The organism is Idiomarina aquatica (assembly GCF_003987185.1).
Classification (GTDB): Bacteria; Pseudomonadota; Gammaproteobacteria; order Enterobacterales; family Alteromonadaceae; genus Idiomarina; species Idiomarina aquatica.
Window position 1 is genome coordinate 430,731 of sequence record NZ_PIPS01000002.1, and the last position, 18,631, is coordinate 449,361.

General features: G+C 51.7%; 14 protein-coding genes. 7 read left to right on the forward strand and 7 right to left on the reverse strand.

Annotated elements, in window-relative coordinates; genetic code table 11:
* Positions 1–166: 166 nt before the first annotated feature.
* On the reverse strand, positions 167–406 hold the full coding sequence (locus tag CWE23_RS08900; RefSeq protein WP_126820049.1) for a hypothetical protein: 240 nt from the start codon (positions 404–406) through the stop codon (positions 167–169).
* Positions 407–495: 89 nt separating this feature from the next.
* Between CWE23_RS08900 and CWE23_RS08905 the strand changes: the two genes are divergently transcribed.
* Both CWE23_RS08905 and hrpA read left to right on the forward strand, forming a co-directional pair.
* Positions 496–1,530 carry an isoaspartyl peptidase/L-asparaginase family protein gene (locus CWE23_RS08905; RefSeq protein ID WP_105306474.1) on the forward strand — a complete coding sequence of 345 codons (1,035 nt, stop codon included), beginning with the start codon at positions 496–498 and terminating at the stop codon, positions 1,528–1,530.
* An 11-nt stretch (positions 1,531–1,541) separates the two neighbouring features.
* Positions 1,542–5,435: an ATP-dependent RNA helicase HrpA gene (hrpA, locus tag CWE23_RS08910; RefSeq protein ID WP_105306473.1), complete on the forward strand. Its 3,894-nt coding sequence runs from the start codon at positions 1,542–1,544 to the stop codon at positions 5,433–5,435.
* A gap of 21 nt (positions 5,436–5,456) precedes the next feature.
* Here the strand turns inward: hrpA and CWE23_RS08915 are convergent, their stop codons facing one another.
* The 6 genes from CWE23_RS08915 to ubiG form a co-directional block, all read right to left on the reverse strand.
* The gene (locus CWE23_RS08915) at positions 5,457–5,723 is read right to left on the reverse strand and encodes a GrxA family glutaredoxin (RefSeq protein WP_105306472.1); all 267 of its coding nucleotides are present in this window, start codon (positions 5,721–5,723) and stop codon (positions 5,457–5,459) included.
* Positions 5,724–5,857: 134 nt separating this feature from the next.
* Entirely contained in the window at positions 5,858–6,121 is a 264-nt protein-coding gene (gene yfaE, locus CWE23_RS08920) for a class I ribonucleotide reductase maintenance protein YfaE (RefSeq protein ID WP_105306471.1), read from the reverse strand.
* Positions 6,122–6,126: 5 nt separating this feature from the next.
* Entirely contained in the window at positions 6,127–7,260 is a 1,134-nt protein-coding gene (nrdB, locus tag CWE23_RS08925; RefSeq protein WP_105306470.1) for a class Ia ribonucleoside-diphosphate reductase subunit beta, read from the reverse strand.
* 17 nt (positions 7,261–7,277) lie between these two features.
* Positions 7,278–9,614 carry a class 1a ribonucleoside-diphosphate reductase subunit alpha gene (nrdA, locus tag CWE23_RS08930; protein WP_105306469.1) on the reverse strand — a complete coding sequence of 779 codons (2,337 nt, stop codon included), beginning with the start codon at positions 9,612–9,614 and terminating at the stop codon, positions 7,278–7,280.
* Positions 9,615–9,897: 283 nt separating this feature from the next.
* A complete protein-coding gene (locus tag CWE23_RS08935; protein ID WP_105306468.1) occupies positions 9,898–10,605 on the reverse strand; it encodes an HAD family hydrolase in 708 nt (235 codons plus the stop codon).
* Positions 10,598–11,347 carry a bifunctional 2-polyprenyl-6-hydroxyphenol methylase/3-demethylubiquinol 3-O-methyltransferase UbiG gene (gene ubiG, locus CWE23_RS08940; protein ID WP_105306467.1) on the reverse strand — a complete coding sequence of 250 codons (750 nt, stop codon included), beginning with the start codon at positions 11,345–11,347 and terminating at the stop codon, positions 10,598–10,600. Before ubiG ends, CWE23_RS08935 begins: the two co-directional genes overlap by 8 nt.
* 213 nt (positions 11,348–11,560) lie before the next feature.
* On the opposite strand from ubiG, the gene gyrA reads away from it, so the two are divergent.
* From gyrA to cmk, 5 genes are all read left to right on the forward strand, one after another.
* Positions 11,561–14,182, forward strand: coding sequence for a DNA gyrase subunit A (gene gyrA, locus CWE23_RS08945; protein WP_105306466.1), 2,622 nt, complete (start codon positions 11,561–11,563; stop codon positions 14,180–14,182).
* Entirely contained in the window at positions 14,175–15,263 is a 1,089-nt protein-coding gene (gene serC, locus CWE23_RS08950; RefSeq protein ID WP_105307733.1) for a 3-phosphoserine/phosphohydroxythreonine transaminase, read from the forward strand. Before gyrA ends, serC begins: the two co-directional genes overlap by 8 nt.
* 51 nt (positions 15,264–15,314) lie before the next feature.
* Complete coding sequence (gene hisC / locus CWE23_RS08955; protein WP_105306465.1) at positions 15,315–16,415, forward strand: histidinol-phosphate transaminase; 1,101 nt, start codon at positions 15,315–15,317, stop codon at positions 16,413–16,415.
* Positions 16,416–16,430: 15 nt separating this feature from the next.
* On the forward strand, positions 16,431–17,741 hold the full coding sequence (gene aroA / locus CWE23_RS08960; protein ID WP_105307732.1) for a 3-phosphoshikimate 1-carboxyvinyltransferase: 1,311 nt from the start codon (positions 16,431–16,433) through the stop codon (positions 17,739–17,741).
* A gap of 107 nt (positions 17,742–17,848) precedes the next feature.
* A complete protein-coding gene (cmk, locus tag CWE23_RS08965) occupies positions 17,849–18,538 on the forward strand; it encodes a (d)CMP kinase (protein ID WP_105306464.1) in 690 nt (229 codons plus the stop codon).
* The last annotated feature ends 93 nt before the right edge of the window (positions 18,539–18,631 follow it).

Sequence of the window (18,631 nt, forward strand, 5' to 3'; positions counted from 1 at the left end):
AATCTTTGGGGCAGGCGGGTAGCGTGGCTAAGAAAGCCGGCTGGGTGATTGACAGTTGCTTTTCAAGAGACGCCCGTAAACCCATCCATGGCGCCAGACACTCTTGAAAAGCAACTGAAGCCATCACCTTATCGCCGGCCTTTTAGCCACGCTGCCCGTACCAGGATTACAAACGCTGGTAGTCTTCGATGACCAGATCATAAGCCTTCGCTAATTTTTCGGTCAGGGTACGGTTGTCCTCGTGGCGAAAGGCCAGCTCGGCGTGGGGCAGGACACGTTCGCCGACGCGCCGGACGATGGCGTCTTCCAGTTGACGTTGGTCGCCTGCTGCGGCATCGGTGGGGACTTCCACCGTGATGTCCGCTTTAGAGCCAATGTGCTCGTAGGTTACACGATAAGTAGGCATAATCCCTCCATAAGTCGCATTGCTAAATGCGCGTTTATCCCCTCTAATAAGGTTAGAACAATGACAGCAAAACACAGGGGATTCTTATAATGAAATCAAAACTCTTATTATCGGTACTCGCCGCAGCGGTGATGGGATCAGCGCCGGCGTTGGCTGATGACCATAAAATGAACGATATCGCGATTGCCATTCATGGTGGTGCCGGTACCATTACCCGCGCGAATTTAACCGCCGAACAGGAGCAAGCCTACAAAGATAAACTCGAGGAAGCGCTGCAGGCGGGCTATGAGGTACTTAACGAGGGCGGTGACAGCACCAGTGCGGTGATTGCGGCCATTCAGATCATGGAAGCGTCACCGTTATTTAATTCCGGTGTTGGCGCGGTTTACACGTGGGATGGTGAGCATGAGTTGGATGCGTCACTGATGGAAGGTAAGAACGGCAATGCCGGTGCGGTAGCCGGGGTTAAAACGGTGAAAAGCCCAATTGCATTAGCGCGCGAGGTTATGGAGCAGTCGGTACACGTGATGTTAAGTGGTGCGGGCGCTGAAACCTTTGCTAAGAAGCAGGGCCTGGAACTGGTCGATAACAGTTATTTTAATACCGATCGCCGTTATCAGCAGCTGTTACGGGCAAAAGAAACGATCAAAGCCAGTGAACAGCCGGAACAACAAGCGTGGGAGTACCTGGATTTAGACTATAAATACGGCACCGTTGGTGCGGTAGCGGTTGATAAAGACGGTAACATCAGTGCGGGGACGTCTACGGGCGGCATGACCGCGAAACGTTATGGTAGAATAGGTGACTCACCAATCATCGGAGCCGGTACCTGGGCTGATAATGACAGCTGTGCGGTATCAGCGACGGGCCATGGTGAATACTTTATTCGTTATCACGTTGCAGCTGATATTTGCTCACGGGTGAAATATCAGGGTAAGACCGTGGCTGAAGCCGGCGATGAAGTGATTCACGGTGTGCTTGAAAAGGCCGGGGGCACCGGTGGTGTCATCATTATAGATGCGGACGGCAATGTTGCGATGCCATTTAATACCGAAGGCATGTACCGCGGGTACATGAAAGGTGACGGCAAAGCGCATATTGCGATATACCGCGAGGATAACTAAGTCGGGAGTTTATGGATCCTAAAGCGCTGATTAAGCAGTATCAGACCGAACTGGAACAATGCACACTTCAACAGGCCGCGCAACTGCGCGGCCGTTTACGTGGACTGCACAAAGTCAAAAAGCCAGAACGTCAACAACAGATCCTGGACAAAATCAAAGCGGATATCGAAGCGGCTCAACTGGCTTATCTGGCCCGCAGCGAGCAACGTTTTCATATTGAGTACCCGGACCAATTACCGGTCGCACAGCAACGGGACGACATCAAAAAAGCCATTCGCGAGCATCAGGTCGTGGTGGTTGCGGGTGAAACAGGTTCGGGCAAAACCACACAGCTGCCAAAAATGTTGCTGGAGTTGGGGTACGGCCGGCGTGGTGTGATTGGGCACACGCAACCGCGCAGGCTAGCCGCGCGCAGCGTCGCCGCGCGTATCGGTGAAGAGTTGAAGGATACGCAAAATCAGCAGGTCGGTTATAAAATCCGGTTTCAGGATAAAACCGCAGAAACCACGGCAATAAAGCTGATGACCGATGGTATGCTGTTGTCAGAGTTACAAAATGATCCGTTACTGCTGCAGTACGACGCCATCGTGATTGACGAGGCCCATGAACGTAGTCTTAATATCGACTTTTTGTTGGGGGTACTGCATCAGTTACTGCCCAAACGCCGGGATCTTAAGGTCATCATTACCTCGGCGACCATCGAAACTGAACGTTTTTCCAAACACTTTAATGATGCGCCGGTGCTTACCGTTAGTGGCCGAACCTATCCCGTTGAAGTACGTTACCGGCCGCCGACTGATGGCAAAAGCTCGGAAACCGATGTTTTGCAGGGGCTGTTGGACGCGGTACAGGAATTACAGGCAGAAGGGCCGGGTGATATCCTGATTTTTGCCAGCGGTGAACGTGAAATACGTGATTACGCCGATGCCATAAACGATTTGCAGCTGCGCGACACTGAGGTGTTGCCGTTGTACGCACGACTGTCGTCGCACGAACAAAACCGCGTGTTTCATCCCCACGGCGGCCGTCGTATTGTGATCGCCACCAATGTTGCTGAAACCTCGCTGACGGTTCCGGGCATTCGTTATGTGATTGATCCGGGTACGGTGCGCATCAGCCGTTATTCCTACCGTACCAAGGTGCAACGGCTGCCGATTGAACCGATATCGCAGGCCAGCGCCAACCAACGTAAAGGTCGCTGTGGCCGAATTGGGCCGGGCATTTGCATTCGTCTGTACAGTGAAGAAGATTTTATGAGCCGGCCGGAATATACCGACCCGGAAATCTTACGCACGAATCTGGCCGCCGTCATTCTGCAGATGTCCGCACTGCGGCTGGGCGATATTCGCGAGTTTCCGTTTGTACAAAAGCCCGACGAACGTTTTGTCAAAGACGGTCTAAACTTATTGGAAGAAATTCATGCCATTGACGCCGGGCGTAAACAGCAACAGCCACGTCTGACCGAGATTGGTCGACAGCTTTCGCGACTGCCGCTCGACCCGCGTTTAGCACGCATGGTGCTGGCAGGGCAGCAGCATGGTTGCGTGCGCGAAATGCTGATCATCACCGCCGCACTGAGTATTCAGGATCCCCGCGAGCGTCCCCATGAAGCGAAACAAAAAGCCGATGAATGGCATCAACGCTTTGCCGATAAAAGCTCTGATTTTAATGCGTACCTGAACCTCTGGAACTATGTGCAGGAAAAGCAGAAAGCGCTGAGCGGCAATCAATTCCGAAAGCAAATTAGCCGCGAATTTTTGCATTTTATGCGCATTCGTGAATGGCAGGACATTTACACCCAGAGTCGTCAAAGCGTTCGCGAGATGGGACTGCGCATTAATGATGAAGCGGCAACATTCGAACAAGTGCATCGCGCGATCCTGAGCGGACTGGTATCGCAGGTTGGCTTGAAAGATCAAAAACACGAATATCAGGGTACTCGGCAAACGCGCTTTCATATCTTCCCCGGCTCTCATTTATTTGGCAAACCGCCTAAGTGGGTGGTCAGTGCCGAGTTGGTTGAAACCTCACGCCTGTTTGGCCGGGTAAATGCCGCGGTGGAACCGGAGTGGATCGAAGATGCGGCGCAACATCTGGTGAAACGTCAGTATCTGGAGCCGCACTTCGAGGCCAAACAGGGATCAGTTGTTGCCGACGAGCAAGTCACGTTACTCGGTTTGATTCTGGTGGGTCGTCGCCGTGTTCAATATGGCCCGGTGGCACCGGTTAAAGCGCGCGAGTTGTTTATTCGCGAGGCGCTGGTGCAGGGACAGATTAAACGTCAGTTACCGTTTATTAAGCATAATATTAAGTTAATTGAGAGCGTGCAGGAGCTGGAAGCAAAATCGCGCCGGCGCGATATTTTGGTGGATGAAGAAGAACTGTTCGACGCCTACGACCGTCATATTCCGGCCGGTATTTTTACGGAAAAACTGTTGGCGGGCTGGTGGCATAAAGCCAGTAAAAAAGACCCCAAGCTGTTGTTCTTTGAACGCGAGGATCTGATCGGTGCGGATACCTCGCACATTACCGAACAGGAGTACCCGGAGTTTTGGCGTCAGGGCAATCTGCGGCTGCCGTTAACTTATCACTTTGAACCGACCGCGGAGGACGATGGTGTCAGTGTTAATATTCAGCTGGCCATTCTCAATCAGGTGTCCGAAGAGGGTTTCGACTGGCACATTCCGGCATTGCGGGAAGAACGTATTGCGGCGTTAATTAAGTCTCTGCCGAAGCCGATACGCCGCAATTTTGTACCGGCACCCAATTACGCCAGTGCGGTGATGGCGGACATTGAGCCCATGCAAGGCTCCTTATTAGAGGCGATGACGGATAAATTGCGTCGCATGAGTGGCGTAACCGTAGACCCCGATGCCTGGAACGAGGAGGCGGTACCGGCTCATCTGCGCATCAACTTCAAAATTCTGGATGGCAAAAAAACGGTGCAGCAGGGGCGGGATTTGTCGGTGTTAAAGCAACAGTTGTCCGGACGGGTGCAACAGCGCCTGGACAAATCAGCCGGTGACGAGGTCAAGCGTAGCGAAGTCGAAGACTGGGATTTTGATGTGTTACCGCAGGTGGTCACGGAAAAACAACACGGATTTGAGATTAAGGCTTATCCGGCGCTGACTGCTGATAATGGCAAACTGTCGGTACAAATGTATGACAACGCCGACGAAGCCGAAGCTAAGCACTTGCGCGGCGTTCGTGAGTTGGTGTTGAAACAGGTGCCGTCACCGGTCAAGCACTTGCAAAAAAGCCTTTCCAATAAAGCCAAGCTGGCAATGTACTTTAACCCCTGGGGTAAGGTCGACAGCCTGATCCAGGACTGTATTGCAGCGGCTGTTGATGAAATCATTGCTGAGCACCGCCAGCAGGGTAACTCGATTCGCGATGAACAGGCGTTTCAGGCCTTGAAAGAACAGGTGCGCGGCGAGTTGAATGAGCGGGTTGAAGTAATAGCCGGTTTGGTTGAGCGCTGTCTGCTGCTCAGTCAACAACTGCGTAAACAACTGAAAGGCAAGATACCATTGGATCAGATACAGTCCCGCGGCGATGTGCAAAAGCAGTTGGATGAACTCATTTTTAAGGGGTTTGTCAGTCAGCTTGGGGCGGCGCGGTTAGCGGATGTGGAGCGTTATTTAAAAGCACTGCAAAAGCGCCTGGAGAAGCTGCCGGTTGATCCGAACAAGGATCGATTACACACCTTGACGCTGGACAAGCTTGAACAGGATTATAAAAAGCTACTGAAAAAGTATACCAAAGTGGTACCGCAGCAAGTTGCTGAAATCTACTGGATGCTGCAGGAGTTACGGGTATCGTTGTTTGCGCAGACGTTGGGTACTAAGTATCCGGTGTCAGAGAAGCGGGTAAGGAGTGCTATGGATGAGGTAACCCGCGCCTGAGGCGCGAGTTACCTCAACTCATTAAGCGGCGTAAAGACCTAAATGCTCTTTCGCGTAGGCTTCGAATTCTGTGAAGCCACCGACGTGTGTTTCATCAACAAAGATTTGCGGTACGGTGTGTACCGGTTTGCCGACGGTTTTTTCCAAATCCGCTTTGGTAATGCCTTCCGCTTGAATATCAACATAACGGTAGTCAAAGTCGTCACGGTCTGCTTTTAACTGGTCAGCAACGTCTTTAGCACGGACACAGAATGGGCAGCCAGGACGGCCGAAAATAACGGTAAACATAGTAATCCCTCTTTACTGCAATAGTTAGAATTTAAAACGGTTGAGAATGTTCAAAACTTGGTCATATTATCCATTTTTTATGTCAGATTAACAATAAATGGATACGATAAGGGTTATCGAAAAAACAAATCGGGTCAGTGGTCAAGATCCAGATCACTGGTCGGGACGCAGCAGCAGGGCAGAATATCGCCTTTGCGCACATAGGCCAGCGGCTCATTAATGTAGCGCACGCTGCCGCTTTTTAAGGTCGAGCGGCAGGCACCACAAAAACCACTTTTACAGTGGTAGTGCACCTCGAGCTGATGAGCTTCAAGCGCTTCCAGAAGTGTTCCTTCAGATGCGTCAACGGTGAGCTCATGCTCACCGTTCACTGTCACCTTAAAGACCGTTTGGCTCATAGGCGCTAGAGATCAAAATCACCCAGATCGGAGGCATCCACGCTGCTGTCTATTTGACCCACCAGATAAGAACTGATTTCGGCTTCCTGCGGCGCGACTTGAACGTTGTCTGACACCAGGTATTTGTTCATCCATGGCAGCGGGTTAGAGCGCTGTTCAGGGAAAGGGGCGTCAAAACCAATGGCTTGCATGCGCAGATTGGCAATGTACTCAACGTACTGGCATAGCATACTTTCGTTAAGACCGATCATGGAACCGTCTTTAAATAAGTAATGCGCCCATTGCTTTTCTTGCTTCACCGCGGTCATGAAAATGTTGTAGGCATCGTCGCGCAGTTCTTCCGCAATTTCCTGCATCTCCGGATCGTCTTCACCGTACTGCCACAGGTTAATCATGTGCTGGGTTGACGTCAGGTGAACGTTTTCGTCCCGGGCAATCAAGCGGATGATCTTAGCATTACCTTCCATTAATTCGCGTTCTGCAAAGGCGAACGTACAGGCAAAGCTGACATAGAAACGAACCGCTTCAAGGGCATTGACTGAGTTAATGCACAGGAACAATTTCTTTTTCAGTTCGCGCATGGTGACATTATGAACTTTGCCATCCACTTCGACTTCGCCTTCGCCGTGGGTTTGCCACAACTGTGTGTAGAAAATCAGGTCGTCATAGTATTGAGAAATGTCATTAGCGCGCATTTTAATTTGCTCGTTAATGACGATGTCTTCAAATACTTCACTCGGATCGCTGAATAAATTACGCAGAATGTGCGTGTAGGAGCGCGAGTGGATGGTTTCAAAGAACGACCAGGTTTCGATCCAGGTCTCGAGCTCAGGAATAGACACAATCGGTAGCAATGCGATATTCGGGCTACGGCCCTGGATGGAGTCGAGCAGCGTCTGGTATTTCAGGTTCGAAATAAAGACGTGCTTCTCGCTGGCGGTTAGCTTGTTAAAGTCAACACGGTCGCGGCTGACGTCAACTTCTTCCGGGCGCCAGAAGAAGCTGATCTGCTTTTCGATCAGCTTTTCGAAAATACTGTGTTTTTGTTGATCATAACGCGCCACGTTAACCGAGTTACCAAAAAACATGGGCTCGGCTAACGGGTTAGTCTGCGTTTGGTTAAACGTTGAATAAGACACTGAGCAAACTCCTTCGCTTAAATCTTACAAGCACCGCCGGCGCAATCGTCATCTTCTTCGATAACAACTTCTGCCGGGCTTTGTGCCTGCGGTTTATTCGCCTGTTTGCGCGCCTCGCCAATATCGGCCTGATTGTCGGCTGCACCATCGCGAGTGTTGTGATAATAAAGCGTTTTAACACCCATCTTGTAAGCCGTCAGTAGATCCTGCAGCAGTTGCTTCATCGGTACACGACCGGCGTCAAACTTGCTCGGGTCATAGTTGGTGTTGGCCGAAATGGTCTGGTCGATAAATTTCTGCATGATACCGACCAGTTGCAGATAGCCTTTGTTATTCGGGATTTGCCACAACAGCTCGTATTTATCTTTCAGATTCTCGTAATCCGGAACCACCTGCTTGGTAACACCGTCTTTTGACGCTTTCACGCTGACGAACCCACGCGGTGGTTCAATACCGTTAGTGGCGTTGGAAATCTGCGAAGAGGTCTCCGACGGCATCAGCGCCGACAAGGTTGAGTTACGCATACCGTACTGCTGAATGTCTTTGCGCAATTGCGCCCAGTCCAGCTGTAGCGGCTCGTTGCATATGGCGTCGAGATCCTTTTTATAGGTATCGATCGGCATAATGCCTTTTGCATAGGTGGTTTCGTTGAACTTCGGACACTGACCTTTTTCTTTTGCCAGGTTCATCGACGCCTTCATCAAGTAGAACTGCATCGCTTCAAAGGTTCTGTGCACCAGCGCGTTGGCTGAACCGTCGGAATATCTGACACCGTGCTTGGCGAGGTAGTAGGCGAAGTTAATGACACCAATACCCAGCGTACGACGGTTCATGGTGGCATTGTAGGCTGCCGGCACCGGGTATTCCTGATAGTCCAACAGGCTGTCGAGAGCTCGTACGGCGAGGTCAGCCAGCTCTTCAAAATCTTCGAGCTTTTCGATCTTACCCAGGTTAAAGGCAGACAGGGTACACAGTGCGATTTCACCTTCTTCGTCATTAACGTGACGTAAAGGCTTAGTCGGCAGTGCGATTTCCAGGCATAAATTGCTTTGACGCACCGGCGCCACTTTCGAGTCGAATGGACTGTGCGTGTTGCAGTGGTCAACGTTTTGCACGTAAATGCGGCCGGTACTGGCGCGCTCCTGCATAAAGAGACTGAATAACTCAATCGCTTTAATGCGCTTCTTACGAATGCTTTCGTCCTGCTCATATTGCACGTACAGGCGCTCAAACTGATCCTGATCTTCGAAGAAGGCATCGTACAGACCCGGAACATCGGATGGGCTGAACAGCGTGATGTAATCGTCTTTGATCAAGCGCTGATACATCAGACGGTTAAACTGTACGCCATAGTCCAGGTGACGAACACGGTTTTCTTCAACACCACGGTTGTTTTTCAGTACCAGCAGACTTTCCACTTCGAGGTGCCAAAGTGGGTAGAACAGGGTGGCGGCACCACCGCGAACACCGCCTTGAGAGCAGCTTTTAACCGCTGTCTGGAAGTACTTATAAAACGGAATACAACCGGTGTGAAAGGCTTCGCCATTGCGAATTGGGCTACCCAGAGCGCGGATACGACCGGCGTTAATACCAATACCGGCGCGCTGTGAAACGTATTTAACGATGGCACTGGCCGTCGCGTTAATGGAGTCGAGGCTGTCGCCGGTTTCAATCAGAACGCACGATGAAAATTGCCGTGTTGGAGTACGAACACCTGACATGATGGGCGTCGGTAACGAAATCTTAAAGGTCGACGTAGCGTCGTAAAAACGCTTGATGTACTCCATCCGCGTTGCTTTAGGGTAGTTGGCAAACAAGCATGCGGCGACCAGAATATAGAGGAACTGAGCGCTCTCGTAGATGTCACCGGTAACACGGTTCTGCACCAGGTACTTGTTTTCCAACTGCTTCACCGCGGCGTAGGAAAAGTTCATGTCACGCCAGTGATCAATGATCTCATCCATCTGGTCGAACTCCTGCTCGCTGTAATCATCCAGCAAGTGCTCGTCATAGCGGTGTTCCGCAACCATTTTTTTGACGTGATCATACAGGCGCGGTGGCTCAAATTTGCCATACGCACGTTTACGCAGGTGGAAGATGGCCAGCCGAGCCGCCATATATTGGTAGTCCGGCGCCTCTTCGGAGATCAAATCCGCCGCTGCTTTAATGATAGTTTCGTGAATGTCCTCAGTCTTGATGCCGTCGTAAAACTGAATATGGGACTTAATTTCGACTTGAGATGCAGACACATTATGAAGGCCTTCTGCTGCCCACATGATGACACGGTGGATCTTATCGAGGTTTAAAGGTTCGCGTTGACCACTGCGTTTGGTGACGAATAGTTGATCGTTCATTTTAGCGCCGACTCTTATCTATTTGTTATATAAGTGTAGCCACAAGATATTGTGTAAAAAACCTTCTGATTAACGAATGAACACAATATCTAGGGGTGAAGGATTACTCAGTATGCTAGAAGTAACGTCCCCTGTGATCAAGTCAATTTACGTCAAAATAATAAGAAATTTATGTTGCAAAATGCGATAGATTCTCACAACGCTTAAGCTACTTGCGTTTGCGCCGGGGACAGTGGCATATAATTTTTTTGTCTGTAAATTTGCTTTCTTAGTCGCAGCAATTCTATAGCGATTGTGTCAATGCGTCAGCGACGGAAAGTATGCGTAATAACTGCTGCGGCGTTTCAATGGTGTAATCGGCACCCCAACGCTGCGGTTGGTCTTCATCACTGATGTAACCATAGGCAGCAAGTACCGTTGCCATGCCCGCATTTACGCCTGCTTGAATGTCACGTTCGGCGTCGCCGACGTACAGGCAACTGTGAGCATGAACACCTAATTGTTCGGCCGCATGCAGCAGGGGTTCCGGAGAAGGCTTGGCTACCGGTAACGTATCGCCGCCGACCACCACCTCAATGTGAGCGAATTCCGGGTAGTGAGGCAGCAACCTGTGGGTTAGTGCAATCGGCTTGTTGGTGACTATCGCCACTTTAATATCGGCCTCCTGCAGGGCGGCCAGCAGTTCCGCAATACCGTCGTAAGGGCGGGTATGGGTGGCAATGTTGTCGTGATAATAGCTTAAAAACTGTTGCCGTAGTTGCGGCAGCAACTGCTCCTGCGAGGCGGCAATGTCGTCGGCAAAGACTAAATTCAGCAGCCCGCGGGAGCCGTGCGAGGCATACGGCGTAAACCGCTCAGCCGGCACCGCCGGACGTTGATGCAAATGACAGACATGATTTAACGCCGCACCGAGATCTGGTGCTGTATCCAGCAGCGTACCGTCGAGGTCGAATAATACCGCGGCTACCGGTTTGTTGTCCTGGTTACGCATGGTTGCCCACCGTCAGCGTAGGTTTTGTTAAGGCAATAATGTAGTTGACATCAACATCCTGAGCACTGAGTTTAAAACCTTGTAACGGATGATAGACGATACCGTTCATGGCCTGCGCCTGCAGTCCTGCTGCATCGGTCATTGCCAGGAGTTCCGACGGCTTAATAAAGCGTTGATGATCATGGGTGCCTTTTGGCACCCAGCGCAGTATATGCTCGGCAGCTACAATACCCAGCAACCAGCTTTTTACGTTACGGTTTAGGGTTGAGAAAAACACCGTGCCCCCCGGTTTTACCATGGCTGCACAGGCTTTCACAATCGAGCCCGGGTCGGGCACGTGTTCAAGCATTTCCAGACAGGTGACAACGTCAAAGTGCTGGGGATGCTGGCTGGCGAATTGCTCTGCTGAAATGCATTGATAGTCTATGTTTAATTGACTCTCAAGCGCATGCAGGCGTGCTACTTCCAGTGATTGCTCAGCCAGGTCAATGCCCTGGGCGTTAGCACCGCGTTGCGCCATGCCCTCGGTCAGTAAGCCACCGCCACAGCCAACGTCGACGACCTTCTTAGCAAACAGCCCGTTGACGTGCTGCTCGATAAAGTCCAACCGTAACGGGTTGATTTTATGCAGTGGTTTAAATTCACCCTCCGGATCCCACCAGCGCGATGCAAGCGCAGAAAACTTATCGATTTCGCCAGGGTCAACATTCTGAGTGTTTGAAAAATGGTCGTTTTGGGTCATGAGTGCAAGCGCTGAGCGCTACCTTATGCATCGAATCATGGTGCATAGCATACCGCAGCGCTGGATTGTTAAAAAGAGGGTGCGAGAATGAATTGGTATGGGTACAATGACCAGATCATTATAACAACGAACTAGCGTAGTTTTTTGATGCCGCATCGATGTGCATCAAAAAATGACCGTTGGGCAATGTGTTAGGGATTTAGGGATCTAACTATGAGCGATCTTGCCAGAGAAGTATCACCCGTCAATATTGAGGATGAGCTTAAGAGCTCCTACCTTGACTACGCGATGAGTGTGATTGTCGGCCGTGCGTTACCGGATGTACGCGACGGCTTAAAACCGGTTCACCGTCGCGTGTTGTTCGCGATGAACGAATTGCGCAACGACTTTAACAAACCATATAAAAAATCAGCGCGTGTGGTCGGTGACGTTATCGGTAAATATCACCCACACGGTGATTCTGCTGTTTACGACACCATCGTCCGTATGGCGCAGCCATTCTCATTACGTTACACCCTGGTTGATGGTCAGGGTAACTTTGGTTCTGTGGACGGTGATTCCGCAGCCGCTATGCGTTACACCGAAATCCGCATGGAAAAAATCGCCCACCAGTTGCTGGCCGATTTGGATAAGGAAACCGTCGATTTTGTCGATAACTACGACGGCACCGAGCGTATTCCGGACGTGTTACCAACCCGTGTACCGAACTTGCTGGTCAATGGCTCGTCCGGTATCGCCGTCGGTATGGCGACCAACATTCCGCCGCACAACCTGAACGAAGTCATCAACGGTACCCTGGCGTTGATCGAAAACCCGGACATCACCATCGATGAACTGATGGAGTACATTCCGGGGCCTGATTTCCCGACGGCAGCAAGCATTTCTGGTCGTTCGGGCATCATAGAAGCTTATAAAACCGGTCGTGGGCGTATTCACTTGCGCGCTAAAGCCGAAGTTGAGGTGGATGAAAAATCCGGCCGTGAAAGCATCATTGTGACGGAAATTCCTTACCAGGTGAATAAAGCACGGCTGATCGAAAAAATTGCCGAGCTGGTCAAAGAAAAACGCCTTGAGGGCATCAGCGGATTGCGCGATGAGTCGGACAAAGACGGCATGCGGATTGTGATTGAAATCCGCCGCGGCGATGTCGCTGAAGTGGTATTAAACCACTTATACGCCAACACCCAGATGCAGGTGGTGTTCGGTATTAACATGGTGGCGCTGGATAAAGGTCAGCCGCGCCTGTTCAACTTATATGACATGCTCAACGCGTTTGTTCGTCACCGTCGCGAAGTGGTAACCCGTCGCTCGGTGTATGAATTGCGTAAAGCGCGTGAGCGTGCACACATCTTAGAAGGCCTGGCGATTGCGCTGGCCAATATCGACGAAGTGATCGAACTGATCCGCCGCTCGCCAACACCGGCTGAGGCAAAAGCGGGACTTACCTCACGCAGTTGGCAGTTGGGCAATGTCGCGTCAATGCTGGAAGCCACTGGTGTTGATGCAGCACGTCCGGATCACTTGCCGGAAGAGTATGGTATTCGTGACGGCAACTATTACCTGACCGAAGAGCAGGCCCAGGCGATCCTGGATTTGCGCCTGCATAAGCTGACTGGCCTCGAACACGAAAAAATTCTGGAAGAATATAAAGGCATTCTCGATCAAATCGCTGAATTGCTTCATATTTTGCGTTCATCTGAGCGTCTGATGGAAGTGATTTGTGAGGAGCTGATTGAGATTCGCAATAATTTCGGTGACGAACGTCGTACCGAAATCACCGCAGCCACGCATGACATCAGCATGGAAGACCTGATTAATGAAGAAGACGTGGTGTTGACACTGTCGCACGAAGGCTATGTGAAATACCAGCCGTTAACCGAGTATGAAGCGCAGCGTCGTGGCGGTAAAGGCAAGGCGGCCACGAAGATGAAGGACGAGGACTTTATAGAGCGACTGTGGGTGGCGAATACCCACGACACCATCCTCTGTTTCTCAACGTATGGCCGAATTTACTGGATGAAGGTTTATCAGTTGCCGCTGGCCAGCCGTGCGTCCCGTGGTAAGCCCATTGTAAACTTGCTGCCGCTGGAGTCCGATGAACGCATTACCGCGATTTTGCCGACACGAGACTATCCGGAAGACAAGTTCGTCATTATGGCGACCAAAAACGGCACCGTTAAGAAAACCCCGTTACCTGAGTATTCACGCCCACGTAACGGCGGTATCATCGCGCTTAATCTGAACGAAGGTGATGAGCTGATCGGTGTTGATATTACCGACGGTGAACAGGAAATTATGCTGTTCTCAGACGCCGGCAAAGTGGTTCGCTTTAGAGAGGATCAGGTCCGTTCAATGGGTCGTACCGCCACCGGTGTACGTGGTATACGCCTGGAAGAAGGGCAACGCGTGGTGTCTCTGATTGTACCGCGTAGCTACGAAGATCAGGAAGCCGCTATCCTGACTGTCACCGAAAATGGCTATGGTAAACGTACTCCGGTGGGCGATTACCCAACCAAATCCCGGGCAACCAAGGGCGTTGTTTCGATCAAAGTCAGTGAGCGTAACGGCAGTGTGGTCGGCGCTATGGAAGTGATCGACGGCAACGAAATCATGCTGATCAGTAACAAGGGTACGCTGGTGCGCACCCGTGTTAACGAAGTATCAGTGGTTGGCCGTAATACTCAGGGTGTGCGCTTGATCCGTACCGGTGATGATGAGCAGGTGGTCGGTTTGCAACGCATTGATGAGATGGACGTTGACGACGAACTGGACGGCGAGCTTGACGCTGAAAACAGTGCAAGCAGCGAAACCAATGAAGGCGAAAGCAATGAGTAACGCACCGTTTAACTTTTCTGCGGGGCCTGCAATGTTACCGAAGGCGGTGATGCGGCAGGCTCAGGAAGAGCTGTTGAACTGGAACAATACCGGCGTCTCGGTGATGGAATTTTCTCACCGGGATCCGGCGTACGTCAAAATGGCCCGTCAAGCCGAGCAGGATTTACGCGATTTGTTGGCGGTGCCGGACGACTACGAAGTATTGTTTCTGCAAGGTGGAGGCCGGGGTCAGTTCTCGGCCGTCCCGCAAAATATTGCGGCGAAGACGGCTACGGTTGACTACCTCGACACCGGTATCTGGTCCGGCTACGCCATCCGCGAAGCTCAGAAATACGTGCGCGAGGTCAATGTTGCTGCTGGAACGGTAGAAACCGGCAATGGTAAGGCGATAGCCCCGCGCAGCGACTGGCAGTTGTCCGACAATGCGGCGTATTTTCATTATTGCCCGAACGAAACGGTGGATGGCATCGCGTTGCATGAAATCCCCGCCGATATCCAGGCGCCGATTGTCGCCGATATGTCGTCTAACATTTTATCCGAGCCGCTTGATGTCAGCCGTTTTGGCGTCATTTATGCCGGGGCGCAGAAAAACATCGGCCCGTCTGGCTTTGCCATTGCCATAGTGCGCAAGGATCTGCTGGGTCATCCCCAACCCGAGTTAAGCTCGATCATGGATTACCAGTTGCAGGCCAAAGACGGCTCGATGTACAACACGCCCAATACCTTCGCCTGGTATTTGGCGGGTCTGGTGTTTCAGTGGATCAAAGAGCAGGGCGGTTTAGCGGCGATGGGTGAGCAGAACCATCGTAAAGCCAAAACCCTTTACGACTATATTGATCAATCCGATTTTTATCGCAACAGCGTTCACCCGGCCAATCGTTCGATCATGAATGTGCCGTTTCAGCTAGCCGATGAACGGCTTGATGAGCGCTTCCTGCTGCAGGCAAAGGACGCTGGTCTGATGGGGCTGAAAGGCCATCGTTTTGTCGGTGGCATGCGAGCCAGTATTTATAATGCGATGCCGCTGGAAGGGGTGAATGCGCTGATCGATTTTATGGATGAGTTCCAGCGCAACGCATAAGCACGAAATAACAATAAAAATAACGACGTAGAACAACAAAAGGTAGTTATCATGGCAAGTTTCGACGCAACCGCAGCCGCAAATCCTGGAGTCAGAAAGTTACAGCCTTATCAGGCAGGCAAGCCCATGGACGAACTGCAACGGGAGTTGGGGTTGTCGCATGTGGTTAAGTTAGCTTCTAACGAAAATCCGCTCGGCCTGAGTGAAAAAGTGCGCACCGCGCTGCAGGGCGAGCTATCCGATTTGATCCGTTATCCGGACGCTAACGGCTTTTACTTAAAAAGCAAACTGGCGGAGTTGCATCAGGTTGGCAGCGACCAAATTACTCTGGGCAACGGTTCTAATGATGTGCTGGAAATTCTGGCAAGAACCTTTGTCAGTGCAGAACATGAAGTGGTGTTCTCACAACACGCCTTTGTCGTTTATCCGTTGGTAACGCAGGCCATTGGCGCTAAGGGTGTGTCGGTGCCGGCCAAAGACTATGGCCACGATTTGGACGCCATGGCAGCGGCCATCAATGAACGCACTAAGATGGTGTTTATTGCTAACCCGAACAACCCGACCGGTACCTTCCTCAGCACGGCAGAGATTAAAGCGTTTCTGGATAAGGTGCCGGAACACGTCATTGTGGTGCTCGACGAAGCCTATTATGAGTACGTTCCTGAGGCGGATCGCGCGCCATCGGTAGAGTGGTTGCAGCACTATCCTAATTTGGTCGTCTCACGGACGTTCTCGAAAGCCTATGGACTGGCCGGATTGCGTGCCGGCTATGCAGTCAGCAGTGCCGATATCGCGAATCTGCTGAACCGCATTCGTCAGCCATTTAACGTCAACTCGTTATCGCTTAAGGCGGCCGAAGTGGTACTGGATGACCACGATTATCTGCAACGCGCAATCGAGGTTAATGCGCAGGGTATGCAACAACTGGTCGAGTTCTGCCGCAGTGAAGGCTTCAACTTCATCCCGTCTCATGGCAACTTCCTGACCATCGAAGTGGGAGCCAATGCCGCTGACATTTATCAGCGTTTGTTGCACGAAGGCGTCATTGTGCGTCCTGTCGCCGGTTATGAGCTGCCAAATCATCTGCGCGTCAGTATTGGGCTGCCCGAAGAAAACCAAGCCTTCATTGATGCCATGCGCAACATTCGTTAAACAAGGAGTGGGTTGTTGAGTCGTCTTCCTGCAACACTGACATTAACTGACCTGAGTCACTGTCAGGGTGAGGTTACTCTGCCTGGCTCGAAGAGCATTGCCAACCGCGCGTTACTGATTGCCGCATTGTGTGCGGAACCGGTAGTGCTGCACAATGTACTGCGCAGTGATGATACCGCGCGTATGCTGGAGGCGCTGACGGCACTCGGCGTCAGCATTAACGAACAGGATGCAACCACGCTGGTGGTGCATGGCTGCGGCGGTCACTGGCGTAACACCACCCAGCGACTGATGCTGGGGAATGCCGGCACCGCCATGCGTCCGCTGGTGGCGGTGCTCGCAGCAACACTGGAGCCGCACCAGCGTATCGTTCTGGACGGCGATGCGCGTATGCGCGAGCGACCCATCAAAGATCTGGTGGAAAGCCTTCGTGCCCAGCAGGCGCCGATTGATTACCTCGGTGACCCTGGCTATCCGCCGCTGGGCATCGCCGGCGGACTGCAGCCCGGTGATTTTGTCATTGACGGCAGTGTTTCCAGTCAATACATCAGCGCGCTGTTGATGGCATTGCCGCTATTGCCTGCGGACTCTACGCTGACATTGAGCGGTGAGGTGGTGTCACGACCCTATATTGACCTGACTCTGGCGATGCTGCGTGACTTTGGCATCGACATCATTACGGTTACCGATCATCAATTCCGTATTCCGGGTCAGCAGGCTTATCGTTCGCCTCAGAATTACTTTGTTGAAGGTGACGCCAGTGGCGCCAGTTACTGGATGGCGGCAGCCGCTCTGGGCGGCGGACCGATTACCATCCACGGTGTCGGGCAGTCATCGATTCAGGGTGACATTGCCTTCGCCGAGGTGGTTGAAGCCATGGGCGCAGACGTCAGTTGGGGCACCAATCAAGTCACGGTTCGTGGCCGTGGTGCATTGCAAGGCATTGATTTTGACGGCAATCAAATACCTGATGCCGCCATGACCATTGCGCCGCTGGCATTGTTTGCGCGCGGAACCACCATCATTCGGAACGTCGCAAATTGGCGCGTTAAAGAAACGGATCGGCTGGCAGCGATGGCGACGGAGTTACGCAAAACCGGCGCCAGTGTAAAAGAGGGTAAAGATTACCTGGTTATTGATCCGCCTCAAATTTGGCAACACGCGCACATCGATACCTATGACGACCACCGCATTGCCATGTGCTTCGCCCTTGCAGGCTTCTCAACGGCGGGCGTCACCATTAATGACCCCGGTTGTTGTGCAAAAACGTATCCGCAGTTTTTTAGTGAATTTTCACGCCTCTGTAACTTACCTCCAGTAGCTTAAGCGCGTCCCGGCGTTGGCCGGGGCGTATTTAAGGATGCAAAAACTTACCAAATGCGTATAATTGCGCGGCTAAATACTGCGATTAGGCAGGGCAATTTGAGGATTTTATGGCAACACATACCCCCGTTATCACCATTGATGGACCAAGTGGCTCGGGTAAAGGAACCATCAGCCGGCTGTTGGCTGAGAAGCTGGGATGGCATCTGTTAGACAGCGGTGCGATTTACCGTGTGTTAGCGCTTGCGGCGTTACATCATGACTTCAGTGCCGACGACGAAGAGAGCTTGGTTGCCCTGGCAGCGAATCTTGACGTTAAGTTTGAGGCAGAGGAAGACGATGGTATTACCCATATCATTCTCGAAGGTGAGGATGTGACACTGACTATCCGCACTGAACAAGTCGGTAATATGGCCTCAAAAATTGCAGCATTGCCGCGGGTTCGCGAAGCCTTATTGCGCCGCCAGCGGGGTTTTAAAGAACTGCCGGGCTTGGTCGCCGATGGCCGCGACATGGGCACCGTGGTGTTCACTGATGCCGATGCTAAGGTATTTTTAACGGCGTCGGCGGAAGAACGTGCGCAACGTCGTTATAAGCAATTGCTCGAAAAGGGCTTTGATGCTAATATTGACCAATTAATAACCGAAATTGAAGAGCGTGACGAACGCGATACCAATCGTTCCGTGGCGCCGCTAAAACCAGCCGATGATGCGCTGTATGTAGACAGCACCGATTTAAGCATCGATCAGGTACTGGAAGAAATTCTGACGTTTGCACACAGCAAACTGTCGAAGGACTAGCTAACTCGCTGAGCCCGGTGGCTTCGCGAGTTATTTAGGTGTCTGCCGTAAGGATACACGCAGACGTTATTCATAACCCCGCTGTACAGGAAG